This window comes from Paenibacillus sp. J14 (assembly GCF_000518465.1).
Classification (GTDB): domain Bacteria; phylum Bacillota; class Bacilli; order Paenibacillales; family Paenibacillaceae; genus Fontibacillus; species Fontibacillus barengoltzii.
Window position 1 is genome coordinate 15,615 of record NZ_JADQ01000018.1, and the last position, 21,593, is coordinate 37,207.

Annotated in this window: 14 protein-coding genes and 1 pseudogene; 5 read left to right on the forward strand and 10 right to left on the reverse strand. The window is 53.8% G+C overall.

From position 1 onward, the window contains the following. Positions 1–243 precede the first annotated feature (243 nt). From M891_RS0108925 to M891_RS0108945, 5 genes are all read right to left on the reverse strand, one after another. Positions 244–2,538 (reverse strand): AraC family transcriptional regulator, encoded by a 2,295-nt coding sequence (locus M891_RS0108925; protein WP_028538579.1) that lies wholly within the window; start codon positions 2,536–2,538, stop codon positions 244–246. A gap of 290 nt (positions 2,539–2,828) precedes the next feature. Beyond that, a complete protein-coding gene (locus tag M891_RS0108930; RefSeq protein ID WP_164744097.1) occupies positions 2,829–4,265 on the reverse strand; it encodes a TIGR02679 domain-containing protein in 1,437 nt (478 codons plus the stop codon). Positions 4,266–4,276: 11 nt separating this feature from the next. Then, positions 4,277–8,482 (reverse strand): TIGR02680 family protein, encoded by a 4,206-nt coding sequence (locus M891_RS0108935; RefSeq protein ID WP_084628861.1) that lies wholly within the window; start codon positions 8,480–8,482, stop codon positions 4,277–4,279. Between the two features lie 39 nt (positions 8,483–8,521). Continuing rightward, entirely contained in the window at positions 8,522–9,730 is a 1,209-nt protein-coding gene (locus M891_RS0108940; RefSeq protein ID WP_009223784.1) for a TIGR02678 family protein, read from the reverse strand. Continuing rightward, positions 9,731–11,407, reverse strand: coding sequence for a TIGR02677 family protein (locus tag M891_RS0108945; RefSeq protein ID WP_028538581.1), 1,677 nt, complete (start codon positions 11,405–11,407; stop codon positions 9,731–9,733). Between the two features lie 430 nt (positions 11,408–11,837). On the opposite strand from M891_RS0108945, the gene M891_RS0108950 reads away from it, so the two are divergent. Then, positions 11,838–13,136 (forward strand): arsenic transporter, encoded by a 1,299-nt coding sequence (locus M891_RS0108950; RefSeq protein WP_028538582.1) that lies wholly within the window; start codon positions 11,838–11,840, stop codon positions 13,134–13,136. A 23-nt stretch (positions 13,137–13,159) separates the two neighbouring features. On the opposite strand, the gene M891_RS26075 is transcribed toward M891_RS0108950, so the two are convergent. Further along, a complete protein-coding gene (locus tag M891_RS26075; protein ID WP_323079171.1) occupies positions 13,160–13,279 on the reverse strand; it encodes a DUF6809 family protein in 120 nt (39 codons plus the stop codon). 279 nt (positions 13,280–13,558) lie between these two features. Between M891_RS26075 and mntA the strand changes: the two genes are divergently transcribed. From mntA to M891_RS0108970, 4 genes and pseudogenes are all read left to right on the forward strand, one after another. Beyond that, positions 13,559–13,972: a type VII toxin-antitoxin system MntA family adenylyltransferase antitoxin gene (mntA, locus tag M891_RS0108955; RefSeq protein WP_009223780.1), complete on the forward strand. Its 414-nt coding sequence runs from the start codon at positions 13,559–13,561 to the stop codon at positions 13,970–13,972. Next, a pseudogene (hepT, locus tag M891_RS23600) lies at positions 13,969–14,380 on the forward strand (type VII toxin-antitoxin system HepT family RNase toxin). Before mntA ends, hepT begins: the two are co-directional and overlap by 4 nt. A gap of 822 nt (positions 14,381–15,202) precedes the next feature. Continuing rightward, positions 15,203–15,352 (forward strand): hypothetical protein, encoded by a 150-nt coding sequence (locus tag M891_RS25540; RefSeq protein WP_164744094.1) that lies wholly within the window; start codon positions 15,203–15,205, stop codon positions 15,350–15,352. 151 nt (positions 15,353–15,503) lie between these two features. Further along, positions 15,504–16,631, forward strand: coding sequence for an ROK family transcriptional regulator (locus tag M891_RS0108970; protein ID WP_028538583.1), 1,128 nt, complete (start codon positions 15,504–15,506; stop codon positions 16,629–16,631). 88 nt (positions 16,632–16,719) lie between these two features. Here M891_RS0108970 and M891_RS0108975 read toward each other — a convergent pair whose 3' ends face one another. The 4 genes from M891_RS0108975 to M891_RS25305 are packed head-to-tail and all read right to left on the reverse strand — an operon-like array spanning position 16,720 to position 21,359. Further along, positions 16,720–17,757, reverse strand: coding sequence for an NAD(P)-dependent alcohol dehydrogenase (locus tag M891_RS0108975; protein ID WP_028538584.1), 1,038 nt, complete (start codon positions 17,755–17,757; stop codon positions 16,720–16,722). Between the two features lie 32 nt (positions 17,758–17,789). Next, positions 17,790–18,788, reverse strand: a complete 999-nt coding sequence (locus M891_RS0108980) for a sugar ABC transporter substrate-binding protein (protein WP_198032023.1) — start codon at positions 18,786–18,788, stop codon at positions 17,790–17,792. Positions 18,789–18,830: 42 nt separating this feature from the next. Then, the gene (locus M891_RS25300; protein WP_036699839.1) at positions 18,831–19,850 is read right to left on the reverse strand and encodes an ABC transporter permease; all 1,020 of its coding nucleotides are present in this window, start codon (positions 19,848–19,850) and stop codon (positions 18,831–18,833) included. Further along, positions 19,851–21,359: a sugar ABC transporter ATP-binding protein gene (locus M891_RS25305; RefSeq protein ID WP_028538587.1), complete on the reverse strand. Its 1,509-nt coding sequence runs from the start codon at positions 21,357–21,359 to the stop codon at positions 19,851–19,853. Between the last annotated feature and the right edge of the window lie 234 nt (positions 21,360–21,593).

Genomic DNA, 21,593 nt, shown 5'->3' on the forward strand with positions numbered 1-21,593 from the left:
TTCCGTCTACGATGGCTGCCGCCGTCTTTGCCTTGCCTGGCCAATCCAGGCACCATAGACTTTAACGGGCAATGCCAAGCTGCGTAAACGGGCGGTTTTGGACCAATTTTCATTTTTTGAAAGCGATTACTTTAGGGTCATCAGCCAGACTGCGGGACCGGGCTTTTCAACCCGATTCAAATTTTGTAAATATTCAAAAAACGCCGATCTGGCTCCAGTTCAAAAAGAAATAGATACGAATGCTTAGCCTTTGTGGGTTTGCCGATATTGGCCAGGGGTGGTGCCCAGAATCTTCTTGAAGGAGCGGATAAAGCTGGAGAGGTTGGTATATCCGCACTGGGCAGCAATTGCCTCCAGGGTCTCTTCGCTTTCCCGTAATAAACGTGCAGCTTGCCGGATGCGCAGCCGGTCGAGCGTCTCCTTGAAGTTCTGGCCTACCGTTTTCTTGAAATAATGGCTAAAGTTAGACGCCGACATGCTGAAATAGTCAGCCATTAGCTGCAGGGAACAATTCGGGTCCGTGCCCATCTCTTCAAGTGCTGCGAGCAATTCCTCCCGGGAAGCCATACGGCTTTGGGGCACCGTCTCACGGATCATCTCGCACAGCTTGTCCCCGCTCTCCCGCAAGATTCCGGCCATTTGCTCCAGCGTGTAGCGGGGCCCAAACGCGGCGTCGGTCAGGCGCAGCAGACTCTGGTCGTCCTGACGGAACCGCTGAAGCCCGTTGAAGATCACGCTGGCCGTGTTCAAGTACACGCTGCGCAGCATGTGCGGCGACATCCCGTTGCCGCTAAGGTAACCGGCGAGCCGTTCAATCAGGGATTCCACCTGGGCAGCTTCGTTTTTCAGAATAGCCAGCTCCAGGGATTGCAGCAGCTCGGCGAAATAGGATACCGTCCCGGCTGACGGCGTTTCGAACTCGTCGTAGCATAGCAAGGCGCTGTCGCCGCGAAGCCTCAGTTGCTCCGCTGTGCGCTGCGCTTGCAAATAGGAAACATGCGCGGCCTGGGGATTCCGCCCTTCGCCAGGACGACCGATGCCGATAATGGCCCGGCCTCCTCCGACGCCGTCGCCCGCCTGCCGCTGAAGTTCCTCCTTCAGCCGCGCCAAATGCGCTTTGAGTGCAAAATTCGCGCCATGGGCGCAGACCAGCACGATTTCGTGGTGATAGATGCTTTTGAAAAAATACCCCTTCACGCCTGCGGGAAACCGCTCTTCTTCGCTTCGGCAAGCGCCCCAGATCCGCTCCGCCGCTTCCGTCCCGGCTTCGCAGGAAATAACGGCCACCGTAAGGAGCGGCCCGTCCAGGCCGATCCCAACCTTTGCCGCCTTCTTCGCGAACGGCTCCCAAGCGAGGAAGTGTCCGTTCACCAGCTCGAGCAGCAGGTTGTCCCGCATCAAGGGAAGCGTCCCCTTCACTTCCTCGTCCAGCCGGCTGTTGGCGGCGGATAAGCCGCTAAGCGTATAGCGGAGCGTCTCGAGCTCGTTCATCGGCTTTTGCTCCTGCGGCTCGAACAAGCCGGTGGCAAACTCCACCAGCCGTTTGATCGGGTGGTAATTGTTGCGGATCGAGACGTAAATCACGATAACCTCCAGCAGGAGGATGAAGCCGACCAGCAGCGCGGTTTTCAACTGGATCGCGCGCAAATCCTGCAGCGATTCCGTTAGCGGAAGCAGGCTGACGTATTTCCAGCCGTTTTTGTCCGAAACCGCATAGGAGACGATATACGTTGTGCCGTTGATTTGGTGGATGCCGGAGACGGGATCGCCGCCGTTCTCCCGCTCCATTCGCTCCACCAGACTCGGCAGATCGTCCGAGCTCCGGTACAGCGAACCGTTTGAAGCGACCAACGGCTGGCCCTGCCCATCGAGGATAAAAAAGTCTCCGAGATAGTGCTCGGACACCGATCGCATCATGCGGAGAATCGTATCCTCCCGGACCAGGATCATCACCACGCCGGGGGAATGGGACCCGCCGACCGGCAACGGCTGCAGAAAGGTCAGCATCCGCACCCGGTTGTTGCCGGGAATGACGATCTCCTCCACCGGCCGGACGAGAGGCGCGTCCAACGTGTTCAACGTCTCCTTCATATAGGCGGGTTGCCAATCCTCATAGGTGAAGCCGATCCCGGGAGTGGCCATATCCTCCAAACTGTATGCGCTTCCAGTTTTGGAGAATAACATGCCGATGTTTCGCACATAGAGCAGGGTGTTGTAAATGAAGGCATCGGTGGCGTTGTATTTTTTCATTTCATTCGCAATTAGCACCCGCTGGTAATCGCTCTCCTCCGCCTGGTACAGCCGGAACTCCCGATTCTGCGCCAGCTCGAACGGCAGATTGTACACATATCGCGTGAACGTGTCCATCGACGTCATGAACTGCTCCGTGATATGAGCGTTCCAATCCATTTCCTTCGCTCTCACCGCCGTCGCCGACTGCGGATAATAATAGAACAAAATGATCAGCACCGGAAACAGCAGCACAAGCCAATAGGAAATCAACAGCTTGGTCAGCAGATTGATCTTGTTCTTCCCCAAGCAGATCACCTTCCTTTCCGTCCTTGTCCACACCAAAGTTACTTTAAGCATACGGGATCGGTGCCGAAATGAGAACGTCCTTTGTGCTCGATATGGACAGGAATGCAGGGTTGGCGCGAGAAATGGGAATAAAGAACAGAAAACAAAAATAAGACCAGCACGAGGCAGCTCCTAGACAGAACCACAGCACCGGTCTTAAGAAGAATACATTTACAGCTTTCACTTTAACGTCATATCGCTCATAAATGTCCAGCTTAATTCTGTACATCCGTTGCATGATATTGCGCACTTCATTTGGAATGCAAACGGCCGCCGATCTCCCCTCCTATGACCGCTTTTCGCCAATCATTGATCAAATTTACGATTATTTGCTCTTGAAATAGCTTACGTCCTACATCGCGCATCGTGTTGCACAGCGAGTTATCCCAAATGGCCTGCATCTTAGCCAAACGAAGCCGCTCTTCTGTTGATAAGGTTACGCCATTGGGAAGCGCCAAGGCACACCCCTCCATGTAACTTTCCCGGTTAAAACGCCAGGCGGTAAATCGGTCCCCATAACGGGAAGCCAGAACATTTCCGATCGAAATCCCTTTAACATCAAAATCACCAGAGTAATATAGGTGGCCGGAAACCAGGTTTTCCTCCAAATAACGATCGATCAGGCGCAATGCCGCTGCGCTTGCCGGTCCACTGGTGCAAACTAGCATCGGTCCCGCAGTATAGGCGGATTCATTGGCTTCATTCAAATCAACCAAAGTGGAAAATACCGCTGGATTCTCTACCACATAAAAATCGGTGATCGGAGAAAGCACGCTGGTTATCTCAACTTGCCTTAACGATAAAACATATGGCCCGTTACCGCCGTCCCAAGGGCAATAAATATGAACAAGAGAAGATATGTCGTCATCAAAAATTCCCGCGCTGCGGTAAATCTCCCGCGCCTCCAAGGTATCCACTCCGGATGACAAGCCGGGTATCGCCTCGGGATCTGATGGGTCAGTTTGATCCGTTTCGGCAAACTGCTTCCCAAGCTCCTTGGAGCGTAAGGCCTGGAACAGCAGCCGCCCTGCCGGGACGTTCCGGTCCAGCGCATGCGGATCGCCGGTAGTTTGCGCGGCCAGCACCGGTAGGCGGACAGCTGATGGTGGGCTACCGTTCTCGCCCAAACCTGCTGTTGCATCCCCCGCAAGCAGCAGGTTCCACGCGCATGTGGCACTCGCCAGCTCTCTTTGCGCCGTCTCGGGAGCAGCGCGCCACAGCTCACGCAAGGTGCGGTAACCGGCTGCACGGCCGTGGCGCAAACCACTTAACCATTCCGCCACAGCCGGCTGGAGTGGCGTTCCTTGCTCCGCAAACTGGGCTTCCAGGGTCTCAAACAACCTCCCCCACTCCTGCATCGCCAGCAATTCCCGATCCGATTTGGTTCGCAGCGGCTCGCCGGTCAGGACTTCATGAAGTTCGGTAATCGTGAAGGTAAATGCCGATTCCAGCAATTCCTGTTCAAAATCCGCAAGTGGTACTCGGATATCGTCCCCCGGTTTTTTGTACCAGCCAAAAAAGGTATTGATCGCCTCGCATTCCGCTGCAGTAGATCTACTGATGACGGCGTGCCCGCCCGCCTTCTCCAGACTGGCGTATCGCTTCCAGACGGCTTCGAGCATTCTCTTGAACCCGGGACGAGAAAAATAGTCCCGGGCTTTGGCCGCCTGATCTGAACGATCGTTCATCCGCCCGCCGCTCATTCTTCTGCACCGCTTTCTATATATTCCTTGATTTTGCCATTCCAACGGTAGCGGAACAAGGTAACGAAATCGACGTCCTTCGGCCGGTAAATCTCATAAATCGCCAGCTTTGGAACCGTATCGTAGCAACCCCACAGCACCTGGGAGGTCATCATATAGTCAAAGCCCATATCCGTCAGCAGCTTGAACATATCCCGCATGTTCTCCTCATCCACGCCCGCGAACGCTTCGTCAAGAGAAATAAGCCGCGGCGCGTCGGTTCTCGCGTCGGAATACCGCGACCATGTGGCGGCGAACAGCGGAATATACATGGCCATTGCCTTTTCGCCCCCGCTCAGCACGTTGAAGCGCGCATCGGTGAGCGGACGGTAACCAATCTGCTCACCTTTTTTGTATTTCAGTTCAAACTGGAACCAGTTGCGATAATCTAGCACTTGGTAGAGATGTTGACGCAGCGATTCCTGCTCCTCCTGGGCTGCCTGTTTTGCGCTGACGATTTGCCCACGAAAATGCTCGATCATCGCGTCGATTTCGTCCTCGCGCAGCCTATGAGAATCCCGCTTCAACAGTTCGACCAGGTCGGAGACATCGAGTTGCTGTTCCCCCGCCGCGACTTTAGGTTGCCACTCAAGCTTCAAGCGAAGACCGCTTGATGTGTCTCGCTCCTCCATTAGCTTGTTCATTTCCCGCACCCATTGCTCCGCACGGTGAATTCGCTGCCGGATCGCTTTGCCAACACTGCGGAGAATGATTTCCTCATACAGTTCGCGGTCTTTCTCACTTAACAAAGCGCTTTGCTCCGCTTCCTGCTGTTCGAGTTCTTCCAGCAACGCCTGCGGCGGCAGCGGCTGGCGGGGGTTACGCATGGAAAGCAGCAACAAACGTCCGGTTGTTTCATCCGCAACCGTCTCCAGCACATACTCCGTCAGCAGCATGCGCGCGGCATTAAACTGCTCCAACAAACGGTTAACGATGTTTTCGGCATTACGCCCGGTAAACAAGGGTTCGTATTGCCGCAGAATTTCTTTGGCAGAGGCCTGCAGGAAAACTGCCCGAGTTGTGGCTGTGCCCGAGTTCGCCGCGTTCGCTGTATCCGCCTCAGTCGCTACGCTCCGCCACTCGTCAACCAGACCTTGGCGCAGCTCTGCTAGCAGTTGCTCCAGCGTTCGTTCCAACTCGACGTGCAGCACTTCTGCCTGCTCCCGCAGCAGCACCAGCTGTGCTTCCGCCCGGGATGCCTTGTCTTTGGCCGCATCGAGCAGCCGCTCCTGTTCTTTGACGCGGACAAGTAACGCAGATTGCTCGCGCTTCAGTTCCTCCAGCCTCCGCGCAACATCGGCCAACCCTAACTCCTCGATCAGCCTCCGCAACGTATCCACCTGAGCGCGCTGATCCCGCTGCCGCTCGCCGAGCTCTTCCGCCAGTGCTTCTTCATCCTCCAGTTCCAGGATCAAAGCGTCCAACTCATCCTTGAACCGCTCCCAAGACGCGTGAGCGTCCCTGTACTGCCGCCAGGCGGAATGCAGGTCCGAAAGCGACGCTTCATAATCGCGCAAGGCGTTAACCGCCGCCGCAAGATCCGGCTCGCGTTTCAACCGGGTCCAGTTCGCGGTCAGCTCTACCAACTCTCGCTGCAGTTCGCGCCACTGCGCCGACTTCGCCTTGAACCGCTCATTGGCCTGCGCTTCCTGCCGGGCCGCAGCCTGCAGCCGATAATCCGCTGCCTGTAGTTCGCGCAGGGCTCCAGCCAGGTCCGCCCCTCCGGGAAAAAGCTCACGCTCTACCGCCAACTGCCTTTCCGCTGCCTCCTGACCGGCAAGCCGTTCGTCCAGCTCTCGCAGCACGGCGTCCAATCTGGCGATCGCCTCGCCCAGCCGGGCAATTTCCATCATGCGGGTACGGCGGCGCGTCTCCTTGCCGATATACTCCGCCCGCTCCTTCACCGCCGCCTTCCCGGCGAGCGGGCCAAGCCGGTAAGAGCCGTCGGCTGCGATCATGCCGCTCCAGTCGCCGTCATCCAGTAGGCCGCCTTCCTCGTCCCACAAAAAGCTGCGCAGTACCGCATCGATCGCCGCGGCCGTGAGCCCGCTTCCCTCTGGTGGATCGGCAACCAACATGTCCGCCAGCGTATAGCCGAATTCCTGCGGACGAGGTACGATCCAGGCTTCTTCATCGTCATTGCCACACTCCTGCACCCGGCCGTCCGGGGACAGCCAGGCATCAAGCAACCCCGAACGCTCCAGCGCTTCCTCGATCCGCGCCTTGGTGTCATCGCCTACGTGCGGCCGGAAATCGCACGCAGCGAAGAGCGGCGCCCCGCCTCGCTCTGCATTAGCTTCGCGGAATTTCGCACGTGCTGTGCTGCGCCCGGGTTCCGGCTCCCGACTTTGCTCCCAGCCGCGCTTCTCTTCCTGCAAGCTCGAGCGCTCCGCCAACAAATCCCTCCGCTGCTTCTCCATATCGAGCCGGCGGGCCACCAAACGATCCCGGGCCGCTTCGTACCGGTCCAGCAGCGGCCCCCGCACCGGCTCCAGCGAGGTCTGCTCCAGTCCGTACTCGCGTAGCGCCCCAAACGTCTCGCGCAGCGCCTCCTCATTAAAAGGCAGTTGCCGTAGCCCGCTTTGCCAGGCGACAATCTCGTCCTTAAACGCCTCCTTGCTGTCAGCAAACCGCTTATCCCGCTCGCCGCGCTCGCGCTCCGCCTCATCCCGCGCTCGGCTCGCTTCACCCAACTCGATTTCGCTTTCCTTGACCAGCGCAGCCGCCATTTTTTCCTCCGCCGCCTTGGCCAGGCCCCGTTCCACAGCATCGCGATGCGTGCGCAGATCTTTTCGCCACGCCTCTTTCCACAGATCATCCACCGGCACGTTCGCTGTCCAATACCGGTGATATACGACATGCCCGGCAAACTCCATGTCGCCCGCAATCGCCTCCAACTCGTTCAGGAGTTCCCGTTGCTCCCGTTCGGCGGTGTCCCGCTTGGCTTCGGCCTCCTGCAGCCCGCGCTCAAGTTGCTCTTGCTTTATGCGGGCCTTGCCCGCTTTTTCCTTTGCGCGTTCCAACTGCTTTTCCGTGTCCGCCAAAGCCGCCGCGGCCGCCTCATACTCCCGTTGCTTGCCGATAGCTTCATGCTTCTCCAACAATTCGCGCTCGACGGCAATCTCCTGCAACCGGTTCTGGATGCCGCTGCGCTCTGTCACAGCCCCCGCCTTTTCCGCCTCCGCTTGCGCCAGCGTCTCTTCGGACCTTCTTACTCTGGCAGCGACTTCATCATAAGCAGCTTTGGCCTCCAACATGTCCTCAGATTTCGTATACAACACATGCTTGTTGTAAAAATCGTACCGCTCCTGCAGCTTCACCATCTCGGCGCGATGCCGCTTCAGTTCGTCCAGCCGGTCGGTCATTTGGTCCATGTCCTCCAGCACCTCTGACAACGGCCGCAGCTCCTCCTCCATCAACGGCGGCAGCGCCTGATGGAGAATCTCATAGATCGCCGACGGCTTGAAGTCCTTGGACAGCTTTGGACTCCGCAACTGAATCATGAGTTGGAGCAAGTCCTGATAAGCATCCGTATCCGCGAACCCGAAAATATGCTTGTTCACCATATCCTGATACGATTTCTGATCCAAAACGACCTGGCCGCCCGTTCCCACCTTCGCTTCCAGTTCCTTGCGGTCGAGAGGAATGCGTACGCCGTCCTCCAGCCATCCATTACGGTCGTAAAGCCAGAAGTCACGCCCGATGCGCCGCCCATCCTCCAGCAAAAACCCCCAGAACTGCACCTGGGCCGCGTTTCTTCTCGCCCGCAGCCCGATGCCTACCGTTCTGTACGCTCCGGTCGCACCATGCTTGAATTCCATCCATAAGTAGCCCGTCGTATCCGTCTTACCGCCGTCCTCCTCGCCAAGCAAATAATACTCGATGCGGCGGTCCCGCGAACCGAACGGGTCAAGCCGGTGCGCCCGCTTGTCGCCGTCCAGCACGAGCGGCAGGAAGCTTTGCATTGTAACCGACTTGCCCGACCCGTTGGCGCCGCGCAAGATCAGCCGGCCTTCCTCGAGTTGAAATTCCTCTTCATCGTAATACCAGAAATTCAAAATCCCGACGCGATGCATCTGCCACCTTGCGGCCGCTCGGCCGCCTTCACCGGAAGCCCCGTCCGCTCTCAGACCGCTTTCCTGCTCCACCATTTGCTGTTCCACCAGTTACACTCCTCCCGTTTGGATGTTGATCCACCACACCTAAGTATCAAAATCGTTATTTGCATATTCCGAACTCCATCTAGCCAGTACGGGCGAGATCAGGAACGAAGTCTCGCCCTCCCACTCTCCCAGCCCCCATTCGGCTAAATGGTTCATACACAGTTCCGCCAGTTCCTGGGAGGCAGCTTCCCGAAGATCCTTGCTCCAAAACTCTTTATGTTTAAGCTGTAGCCTGTACAGAAGCGTCTCGATATCCGCCTTGGTCAATCGGACCGTGCCGTTGTCCTCCACGTACAATACGCCTCCCTCCGCCAGTTCCTTGCGGATTTCGCTCGCAAGCAGCAGCGCCAAATCCGAAGCGGCCGACATCGTCGGAAACAGCTCGCTCTCGCCGGTCAGCTCGGGATGGAAAAACCACAGCCCTTCCCGGTAACGCCGCCCGGTCCAGCCGAGCATATTTTCCAGTTGATCGATGATCGCCCGCCGCTGCCACAGCACATAATTCAAATCTTCCTCATCCCAGTGCCTGTCCACCACCGCCGGCTCCAATAGCAGCCGGCGGTATATCCGGTGCCGCCGCCGCATCGACTGCCCGTCCTGTGTGTCGGCGTACGGAATGGGGTCTTCCAACTCCTCCAGCCGCGAGCAGCCCGTCAAATCGCGCGGAAAGCGCCGAAGCACATATCGGGCCAAAGGCGAACACTCGTACAATGCATTGCGCTCCGCGTCCTGCGCCCACTGGCCCTCATCGCCGTCGACGCTGTGCAGCACGCCAAGCGCCCGCAGCTTCTTCAGCGCTCTGGCCATCGACAAGCGGTCATAGTAATTCCGCCAGTCGGCCTCCAGCCCCGCGCTCAGCATCTGCTCGCGGATTTCCTCCACGATGTCGGTGAGCAGGAACTGGTCCAACTCCGTTTTTCCTTCCAAATACCACAGTCCATAGGTAAAAAAAACGTAGTCCCGCTTTTCGCGAAACTCAGGAAAACCCATCCACGGGTGCGCCTTCACAGGCGTCTTGTCCAGCTTGGCGATTGTCCGGGTCATAATCAGCGGAAAACCTGCCTTATCCATAAACCAGTCGCGCAGCTCCTCGTAATGGTCCCGGATGGCAAAATACAAGTCCGGGTCTTCCTCCTTTGCAACCCACGGACGGTTCAAGAGCGCGTGCATGCACGCGCGCTTTCGTTCGGCCGCCTGCTCGGCGTTTATTCCCCGTTTGCTTAGTCTTTTGAGCGCACCTCCAGCCATCTACCGCCCCTGCCTTTCCGCCTCGTTTTCGGATCGGACCTTAGATTCAAATCTTGATCCGGCTTCTCCCTCGACTTCTGCCGTATCGGCCGCCGCAGCCGCTTCCGCAGCGGCAATATCGGCCCCGTTTGCCCCCTGCTTTGCGGCTGTTCCCACGGCCAAGCCATTCGCCGCTTCCGTCAGCCTAAAATGCAGCTCGTAGTTTGCCATTTCCAACTCGCCGTCTTCCGCGTGCAAGATTGTCCGCTCCGCCGTACGCGGATTGCTCATCCGAATCAACACGCCTTCCGGCGTAACAAACGAGTGGCCATTTCCTGTCGTCATGCACCGGCCGATCCACTGCAGCAACCGTAGCCGCTCCTTGGCCGTCACCGGCCCGAGCTCCGACACTTTGACGGAGCTCCGCTCTAGTAACGCCGCGATCATCCGCCATTCCTCTGCCTGCCGCAGTTTGAACGCTTCCCGCTCCCGCTGCTTCCGCCGCTCGTTGTCACGCACCGCGTCCGCCGGCTGACGCTCTCCGCGCTTGCGGCTGCGCGAACGCAGCATGCGCACCATCGGCCGCTCCTCCCAGGACGACATGTCCGCCCGGTCCGAGTCGCGCAGATCCTCGCCCTGCAAGTGCCTCGTCGGGAACAATCCGAAAGCGTATGCGGACAACCTGTGCGCCTCCTCGACCGTTTCGATCGAAGCAAACCAGCGGGCCAAGTGCTCTAGCTCCTTTTTGCGGCTTAGTCCCGAACGCTTCCGTTCCTGAATACGAATCGCGCTGCGTACAATACGGGCAATCGCATCCTTCGTCGCCCGCTCCAGCAAGGTGAGCTCGCTGGGCGCAGCCCCCTCGCCCACAAACCAGCGCCGGATATTCGTCCAGCCTTGACGAAGTTCTTCCAGCAGTTCCTCCCGGTCCGGTTCGTCCTCCAGCCGCGGCTTTCGGAGCTCACCTTCCACGACCTGCTCTAAAAACAGATCCCGTACCGAATCGTTAATTCGCTGCAAATTACCTTCGATTTTATAAGCGCTCCGCTGTAGCGCCTGTACGAAATTTTGCAGGTAATCGGTCAACTTTTCCTTAAAGATCAAGAAAGCTTCCGTCACCATCATCTCTTCCGCCCGAGCCGTATGCAGGCTAGCGATATAGTCCGCCGCATTTTCATGGAGGTTAACAAACGAACGGTACAAGACGTTCCACAGCTCCAGCGCCGCGTCCGGCTCCAGTTCTCCGACCTGGCTACGAATGTCAAACAGTTTATCCGCAATCGTGTCGAATAAGGAAGCTTCCAGCGAACCGCCATACCCCGTTACCTTCTCCAGCGTCTCCAGCAGCCGTTCGATTTCGATGGAATACGGGCGGAGCAAATACTGCATCTTCTTTTTGAGATACTCTTCCAGCGTGGAGGAGCGTCCACCGTCGTGACGGGCAGTCAGGTTTTGCCACTCCACCAATTGATCCAGGTCGCCTTGGCACAGTTCAAGTGTATAATCCGGCCACACGTTCCAAGCCTTGACCGCTTCAAAGACGTCTTCCGGCTTCAGCCAATACCGCAGTCTTTTATACTCCTGATAGAAAAAACGCATGATCGCCCGGTAGCGAACCACGTTGTCAGCATTGACATACTTCAACTCGGGTATCCCGCGCAACGATTGCACCGGCAACCCCGGCAAATGAGACTCCATTCTCGCCCCCCCGTTCCTTTCAGAAAACTACTTTCATCTTAAAATACCCGCCACCTTGTGACAAGCCGAGAGGGGGGAAGTCATACGATGTTATTACTTGTCGTTGATGGATCGGGGACAAACTGAAACCACAAAAAAACGGTACCTTGGAAATGCGATGTATAACAAGTAAAACAGAGCCAGCAACCATCGGCTAGTCCTGGCTTGGCTGGGAATGATGCTCCGTCTTCGATCGAATGGAGCTTCTATAGCAAAAGAAAACAGCCGCCGGCTCTTCAAGCCGATCCCAAATTTCATTTGATTCGACATCAGAAATCCTCCGAATTGGGACGCTAGTCCCCTCCACCCTATGTACAAAAAAGGAAAGCAGTGAGACAATGATAAACGGCTTGTTTACAGAGAGAGATTTTTGGGGGAAGAAGAGAAACCGATGGGATTTGACATCATTGCGGCAGCACTTATTTTTGGAATGACTTTAACCTTTGTGATTTGGCAGCCGAAGGGGCTGAATATCGGGTGGTCCGCGTGCGGCGGTGCGGTGTTGGCGCTGCTTGCCGGCGTCGTCGGCTTTGACGATGTGGGGGAAGTCGTGCAGATCACGTGGAACGCCACTCTAACGTTTATCGCAATCATCATCATTTCGCTGATCTTGGATGAGATCGGCTTGTTCGAATGGGCAGCGCTGCACATGGCCCGGGCTGCAAAAAACAGCGGCATCCGCATGTTCATTTACGTCAGCTTGCTGGGGGCGGTGGTCTCGGCGTTTTTTGCCAATGATGGGGCAGCCTTAATCCTCACGCCGATTGTGCTGGCGATGGTTCGCCATTTGAGTTTTGAGGAGAAAATGATCTTCCCGTTCATTATGGCGAGCGGGTTTATCGCGGACACTACCTCTTTACCGCTGGTTGTCAGCAACCTGGTGAACCTCGTGTCAGCGGATTATTTCGGAATTGGCTTCGCGCAATATGCCGCTCGGATGATTGTTCCAAACCTGTTCTCGCTCGGGGCAACGGTGGCGGTGCTGCTGCTTTATTTTCGCAAAGGTATTCCTCGCACCTATGACCCGTCCAAGCTGAAAGCACCATCTGAGGCCATCAAAGACCAGCGCCTGTTCCGCATATCTTGGGTGGTGATGGGAGTCCTGTTGATCGGCTACCTCGTGAGCGAGTTCCTTCATCTTCCGGTATCCTTGCTCGCCGACACCGTGGCTTTGATCTTCTGGGCCATCGCCCGCCGAAGCCAAGCGGTCGATACGAAGGCCGTCATGAAAGGCGCGCCATGGAACATCGTCGTCTTCTCGATCGGGATGTACGTTGTCGTGTACGGCCTCGGCAATGCCGGGCTGACCGAAGTCTTGGCCAAGCTCCTCCAAACGGTGGCAGATCAAGGCCTATTCGTATCCACGATGGCCATGGGCTACATCTCGGCGTTCCTATCGTCGATCATGAACAACCTGCCGGCCGTCATGACCGGCGTACTCGGCATCGCCGACACGGCCACCTCCGGCACGATCCGCGAGTCACTGATCTACGCCAACGTCATCGGCACCGACCTCGGCCCGAAGATCACACCCATCGGCTCACTCGCCACTCTCGTCTGGCTCCATGTCCTCGCCAAGAAGGGCGTCCGCATCTCCTGGGGCACGTATTTCAAAGTTGACATCGTGCTGACGATCCCGATTTTGTTTGCGACGTTGTTGGGGTTGTGGGTGGTGTTGTGGGTGTTTTAGGAGGGGCAAATTGCCCCCTCTTTTCATTCCACGAATAACAGCACCTCAATCATCAACCCCACACCCAACCTAAAACCCTGCGCGAACGCGGCTGCCATCTCCATCTCTTGAATTTGCTGCTGTAAGTCGATTAGCGCCTCAATTTGGTAAAATCCTCACCAGATCGTTTCTCTCTCCAAGCCATTGTTGGCTTCGGATAATGCGTTGCTGAGTTGGCGGTATTGCGGGTCTTTGGGGGCCATCTGCTCGGGGATGAGATGACCGTAGTAGAGAGATTCCAGAAAGGATGGCATCGAAAAAAAAAGAATAGCAAAATCGGTGGCCGCATGTGGTACGTATCTGCGAAACACTTGTATTTTCAAGCACATTTGGATACGCTCAAGATAAGGTTCCAATTTGACAGAATGAATGGATGGTGTCTTATGCCTAATCCAAGACTTGAACCACAACAAATATCCGCCATAATCGATTATTTAAACGAGCGTTTCAATGCGCATACCGTGATATTATTCGGGTCAGCAGCAAGGGGGGAGATGCGCCAAGACAGCGATGTAGATATTGCCTATATTTCTGAAGATCCACCTCACTCCGCGTATGAACTATTTATGGCTGCTTCTGAACTAGCCAATCGGGTAGGGCGTGAGGTAGACCTGATTTATTTTCCCCAGGCGAATCCCGTCTTCAAAGCACAGATCATTGGAACAGGTGAGGTATTGCAAGATGTCGAGCCTTATGTCCGGCAGACCGCATTTATGCAAGCCCTCAAGGAATATGCCCTGCTTAACGACGAGCGCAAAGAAATCATGGAGAATTACCAGAGAGGGGGAGCCAATTGAACCGCGATATACTAGCGAACAAAACAGAAACGATCAACCGTTGCCTGAAACGGATCCATGAAGAGTATGAAGGAAAGCGAGAGAACCTCGAAAATTACACCAAACAGGATTCCATTATCTTGAACCTACAGCGGGCCTGTGAAGCTTGTATCGATTTAGCCATGCATCTGGTCTCAGAAAATAAATGGGGAATCCCTCAGAGCAGTCGGGAGGCTTTTTGATCTTCTATTAGATAATGGAGTGATTGACAAAGAACTTAACCGTAATCTGAAAGCCATGGTTGGTTTTAGTAACATAGCCGTACACGATTATCGAAGTATACAAATCGAAATCGTCCAGGCCATTCTTGATCACCACCTCGGAGATTTCGTTCTTTTTGCATCAAAAGTCAGAGATTTTGGTGCTTAAAGCCTCCGGAAAGAAACTATGTTTTCCAGGGGCTAGTATCTACACCCCCCCACTCCATTCTGCCGCCCTTTTGCAACAAATCCACGCAATACCCGCAATGCGTTTGCGGAGTTTTTTCCTATTTGGAAAAAGACACTTGCGACCATTCATTGCTTCGAGACTATGATCCTGTAAATTATCAACCAACAGCCGCTCCCAACCGGAGCACAAGCAAACAAATGCCATGACCAGTCTGTACTTTGACTCCCGAGTAATCAGTAACAAGTGAATCCGGTCATCCGGAGTACGGCTCCTGTTTCGATCTACGCACTCATATAGAGTGCGACTGCGATTTCACGCATATTTTTTAACTATGAATTAACAATTTATGAAAATAATGAATGAAAATAGGCCGGTTCATTTAAATTTAATGGTAAAAATGGAAAAATAAAAAGAAATTTGTGGTGCGAACCTCCTAGGAAAATCATGTTCACTTCAGATTCGCACCAAGTTAATCACATTCATGACGAAATGCATAAAAAAATTTTTTCACCACGAATCTCCTACTATTTCATTTTGAACTGCACATTACCAGTGAAATGCCCCTCTTCTGTAACATCCCATACGGCAGCTTCCATCAGGTAGATTCACATTACTTTTGGGTGGCCCTATTCATAAGTGAATTATAGCATGAAACCCTGTCTGTTAATCTGTCGTTTATCATGCCCCTTCCCCAACACCGCCCTTTTGCAACAAATCCACGCAATTTGGGGCAACGCCTCTGTGGATTTTTTTCCTATGCAATAATTTGGGGAAAAGATCACCTGCGATCTCACAGGAGGCATGCCGCATGGCTGGATTGACAAACCGCCGGCGCAAGCGAGTACACCGTCTGTGGATACCGCCGTCCCGGTCAAAGCCCTCCAGCTGGTCGTTGAGGAGACGAACGGGTCGCAGTTTTCTGAAGTAATTGAGATTCGAGTGTATGGGTAACCCCAGCATAAAAGAAACAACCAGTCCTTCACTGATAGGGCTGGTTGTTTTGTTACTACTATGACTTTATTAGTTTGCAAGATTGGACGGTTCTGTATAATATAAAGTAATTAATAAAAGACATTTATTAAAGTTGGTGAACCTGCTCGCTATGAAGACTCCACGCGCTAACAGCATTGAAGTTAAGAAGATCAATCGCAAAACGATCTACCAGTTCTTATACCGACACGATCCGATATCTATCCAGGAAATCGCTCATACCTTACAGCTCTCGCTGCCAACGGTGACGCAGAACCTGAAGGAACTCCAAGAGCGGGACCTCGTCATCGAAACCGGTCTATTTGAATCGACGGGCGGTCGAAAAGCCAAGGCCATCTCCTATAACCCCCTGGCCAAATATGCACTAGGACTAGACGTGACGCGCAATCATATTGGCATCGTTTTGATCGACTTGGGTGGTAACGTGATTCACCATGAACGCCGTACGTATCCGTTCATAAACCAACGTGCTTATTTCGAAGGAATTGGCCAACACGTGGAGCGATTTCTGGATGAATCCGGAGCCGACCGGGAGAAGCTGCTTGGCGTTGGCATTGCATTGCCGGCGATTTTATCTCATGGGAATGAGACGGTTCAATACGCCTCTGTCATCGACTTTCAAGGGGGCAGCGTCCGCAGCTTTGAGGAGTTCATTCCTTATCCTTGTGTGTTGATTAACGATGCCAATGCCGCAGGGATGGCCGAATTCTGGAATGAGGAAGGCATCGAGGACGTTGTTTATTTGTCCCTTAATAACAGTGTCGGCGGTTCCGTCATTATTGGCCACAGCACTTATCCTGGACAAAATCAGCGAAGCAGCGAATTCGGGCACATGACGATCGTGCCGGACGGACGAACCTGTTACTGCGGACAACGCGGCTGTGTCGATGCCTATTGTTCTGCGAAGATTTTGTCGGACAGTACAAATGGGAGCATGGCGGAGTTTTTCCGTTTACTCCGCGAGAAAGCCCCTGTGCAACAAGCGCTTTGGGAAGAATATCTCTCTTATTTAGCGATTACGATAAATAATCTAAGAATGCTGTACGACTGCAACGTCATTGTCGGAGGCTATGTAGGAGCCTATATGGACGAGCACCTCGACCAGCTTCAGGAGCTTCTGGCCCGCAGGAATACGTTTGAGCCGGATGGAACTTATTTGCAATGCTGCAAATATAAGCTGGAAGCCACGGCTGTAGGCGCCGCCCTGCAGTTGGTGAAGCAATTTATCGACGAGATTTAATGGGACCTTCACAGGCCCCAATACAACGAACAGGCGGACGCCTTCCCATTCCATAGGGAAGCGTCCGCCTCTTCTTTTTTATAAAAAGCTATAATTTTATCAATGCCTTCACGACCTCGTTCTTGTTCTCGATGACGAAGTCAAACGCCTGCTTACTGTCTTCAAATGCAAACTCGTGGGTAATCATCGGCTTCACATCAATCCGCCCTTCCGCCAGCGCTCCAATGGCTGGAGGGAACAAGTTGCGGTAACGGAACACCGATTCAATCCGGGCTTCCTTCAATAGAATCTGCATGAAGTCATACTCGACGATATCCTTAGGCGGGAATCCTACTATCACAATGGTTCCCCCCCGTTTGACGAGGTACGGAGTCTGCTTCAATGTGATCTCGCTTCCCGCCGTTTCGATCACAACATCTACGCCCTGTCCTTCCGTGCATGCTGCGACGACGGCAACGACATCCTCCTGTTTGGCTTGGATGACCCGGGTAGCGCCCAACTTCTTCGCAAATTCCAGCCGGTTCTCGATCACATCAACCACAATCGTCTCCGAGGCTCCATAGGCTTGACAGGCCAGCAGCGACATAAGACCAATAGCCCCGGCACCCAAGATCACGACGCGATCGCCTAGCTTAACATGCCCTTGGCTGGCAGCGTGCAATCCTACAGCTAATGGTTCCACAAGTGCACCCTCACGTGTGCTGACCCCATCGGGAAGCTTGAATGCCATATCCGCTGGATAAGCGATATAGTCGGTCAGACACCCGTCAATCGGCGGAGTGGCCAGAAAGCGCACATCCGGACACAAGTTGTATCTGCCCGTTTTGCAGAATTCGCATTTCCCGCAAGTGAGCCCTGGCTCCAGGGCAACCCGGTCGCCTACCTTCAAATGCCGGACTGCGGATCCAACCGCAGTGATGGTCCCCGCACATTCATGGCCGAGGATGAAATCCCCCTCAACCACGAAGCTGCCGATCCGTCCGCTTTCATAATAGTGAACATCGGAGCCGCAAATCCCTACGTATTCCAGTTTAACAAGCACCTCATGATCTTGCGGCACAGGGATATCTCTCGTCCGAAGCTCCATATCTCGTAGTCCCGTCATATAAGCAACTCGATTCAGCATGGTTTTCTCCTCCTAGTAAGTTATAGGGTACATCATTGAATTGCGCCGGCCTTCTTCAGCAACTCAATGTACTCGTCGACATTCTCTTTGTTAATGAGCGGATTGCCGATATCCGTATCGATTTGCTTCTCTTCACCGGTGAGCAGCTTATGGCTCGTATCCAGGAGCTTCTCTGCCAGTTCAAAGGCATTTTGCAGCGTTGTGGAAGTCATTTTCCCTTCTTTAATCAGAAGCACTGCCTCAGCCGTCCCATCCACACCGTAAACCAGCATATCTTTGTATTTCGGGTTATCCTTCACGACTTCAATGGCTCCGGCAGCCATATTGTCATTCATTGAGATGACGGCATCGATTTTGTCGTTAGCTTGCACCCAGTCTTCCATGTACCGCATGGCCTCGTCCTTGTTCCAGTTCGCGATCTGCTCACCGACAATCTGCACATCAGGGCGTTTATCGAAGAACTCTGCCTGCCAGCTCTTGCGACGCTCATCGGCATGGAAATTACCGGACGGACCTTGAAGAACCACGACTTTCGCGTTCTGCGGCACCTGTTCCACAGCAACCCGGGCATTCACGGCCGCTTGCTCATAAGGCTGGGCGTCTACAGAAGAAGCCCCTTCGATCCCCGATATCCGGGCATTTGTCGTAATCGCAAAGATCCCGGCCTGCACGACCTTCTCGACATAAGGGCGCTGGGCCTCACCATTGTTGGGCTGAACGATCACCAGATCGTATTTGTTCGTGATCGCATTTTCGATTAACGAATTCTCTTTCTCGTCATTCGCTTCGCCGTCGAATACATCCAACTTGATATCTTCGTATTTCTCAGCCTCATCCTTGACCGCATTAGCCAGCCATGCTGCGAACGAATCGGATTGCGCCCGGGCAATGTAGGCAACCTTGTAGGTTTTGCCGGATGTCTCGCCGCTGGAGGAAGCGTTGGATGGGGCTGCCCCATTGTTTGAGCTGCAGGCAGCCAAGATCAGAGCAAATAAACAGATCATTCCCGTGGAAAATCTAATTTTTCTCACATTGCATCCATCCTTTATTTTAAATTTGATATCCTTGGTTTCTTAAACCGAAGTGTCCTTGGATTGCTTCTGCCGAATTGTCTGACGGTTATCCTCCACACGTCCAAGCAGACTTCTTGTTTTCCGTTTCTTCGTTTGAATATCGTAAATAACCGCTAGGGCAATGATTGCGCCACGAATAATTTGCTGCATGTAGGAATTGACACCGCTGAGGTTCATGATGTTGTCCAGGAACCCTACAATAAAGGCCCCCACCAAGGTACCGCCGGCTGTACCAACGCCTCCCGAGAAGCTGGTCCCCCCGATAATAGCAGCAGTTAGAGCGGTGAATTCATAGTTGACTGCACCATTGGGCAAACCTGCATTCACCCGCGCCATGAACAGCACCCCGGCAATTCCGACAAAAATACCATTAATGATAAACGCGGTGTATTTGATCTTGTGTACGTTAATTCCGGAGGCAACCGCCGCCTCCTCATTACCTCCCACGGCGTACACGGATCGCCCAAATCGAGTATGGCTGAGTAAATACCAGGTCAGCACGCCAATTGCGGCTAGAAATAACACCGGAATCGGGATACCCAGCAGCTTCCCTTGCCCAAGGACGACGAAGTCTCCCAGCTGGAGAATATTTTGACCTTTCGTATAGTGAAGGGCGACGCCCCGAGCCATGGCCATCATCGCCAAAGTTGCGATAAACGGCGGCGCCTTGAACGTGCTGATCATCACTGCGTTGATGACGTTACAAACGACGCCGGTCAATATGCCAACCAACACGGCCAGGAGCATCGAACCGGTCGACTTATATGCAGATACAGCGAAAACCCCGGATAATGCCAGTACAGAGCCCGCGGACAGGTCCAACATACCGCAGATGATCAGGATCGTGGCACCAAATGCAAGTATGGTCGTCACCGCCAACTGAGTCGATACGTTCGTTAAGTTCGTAACGGAGAGAAAGTTGGGATTCGCGAACGTACAGATCAGAAACAGCACGAGCAGCACCAGGTAGATACTGTATTTCCGCTTGATTAATTGCCAGATATGAAGAGTGGCATCCATCTATTTCACCTCGCTGGTCATCATTCCAGTTGCATATCTCATAATAGTCTCCTGGGAAAAATCCTCGCGGCCGAGCTCCCCCGTTACCTGACCTTGCGCCATCACGTAAATGCGGTCACACATCCCGATCAATTCCGGCAGTTCGGAGGAAACCATAAGAATCGCTTTACCCTGTTCGGCCAGTTCGCCGATCAGCTTGTAAATTTCATATTTTGCCCCGACATCGATCCCCCGGGTTGGTTCGTCCAAGATCAGAATATCCGGTTGAAGCAGCATCCACCTGCTAAGCAGTACCTTCTGTTGATTCCCGCCGCTGAGTGACGCAATGGGCGTTTCCAAAGAGGGGGTTTTCACTCTCATCTTGTCGAACATCCCTTTGACCAGCTCCTGCTCTCTCTTCGGACGGTGCCGTAATCCGTAGAACACCTGCCCCAATACGGACAACGTGGTATTCTCCCGCACGGAACGAACCGGAATAATTCCGTACCGCCGCCGATCCTCCGACAGCATGACCATCCCTTTCTCTAAACTGCCTTGTACAGTGGGCTTGGTCACATACTCATCCTTAATCCGGATCGTCCCGGAGGTTAACGGGTCGAGACCAAACAAGGAGCGCATCACCTCGGTCCGTCCCGCTCCCATCAGCCCCGCGAAACCAATGATTTCGCCTCTCCGAGCGCAGAAGCTTACATCGCGAAATACGCCATTGCGGGATAGTCCATCGACTCGGAGAATTTCCTCCCCGATCGCTGCCTTCACCTTCGGATACGTATCCTTCAGCTGACGTCCGACCATCAAGCTGATCACGGTCTCAATATCCAGCTCCTCCTTGGGTCTGCTGTCCACGACAGTCCCGTCTCGGAACACGGTGATTTCATCGGCAATCTGAAAAATCTCGTCCAGCTTATGCGAGATGTAAATGATGCTGACGCCTCTGGCTTTGAGCTCACGAATCTTCGCAAACAGCCGGTCGACCTCCTTCTGCGTGATGGCCGATGTCGGTTCGTCCATAATGATGAGCTCCGCCTGGTTTGATACCGCTTTCATAATTTCCAGCATCTGAATGTCCGAAACCGTCAAGTCCTTAAGCAACGTCTTCGGGTCATAGGGCAGCTGTTCTGCTTGCAGCAGTTGAAGGGTTTGGCGGGTGACTTCTTTCCAGTTGACCTTCCCTAAGCGATTGACCGGCAGCCTGCCCAGGAAAAGATTTTCCTCCACGGACATCTCCGCCACATAATTCAACTCCTGGAAGATCATCGATATCCCTAGTTGGCGCGCCTGCAGCGGACTGCCAATTTTCACAAGCTTCCCATCCAGATAAATCTCACCCGCATCCGGCTGATACACACCGTTGATGATCTTCATTAACGTGGATTTCCCCGCTCCATTCTCGCCGCAAAGAACATGCACCGTCCCCTTCTTGACGGAAAAATCGATCTTATTCAGCGCTTTGACCCCGGGAAATGACTTTTCAATTTGAGATACCCTAAGCTTGATGGGTTCTCCCATACTCTCCCTCCCCGCTTCTTTATTTTTGCGGTTTCTCCACGTTCGCTATCCTTCATTCTTTTGAACTTCATTTTAAATAATACTTTTTTAAATGCTTTTAATAAAAGTATATTTATTATCTATTCGTTGTCAATACATCAAAATTGTGTTTTTAAGAAAAAAACCATCAGGGAGATTATCCTGACGGTTCATTTTAGGGATATATTTCAACCACTTCAAATATCTAACTATAAT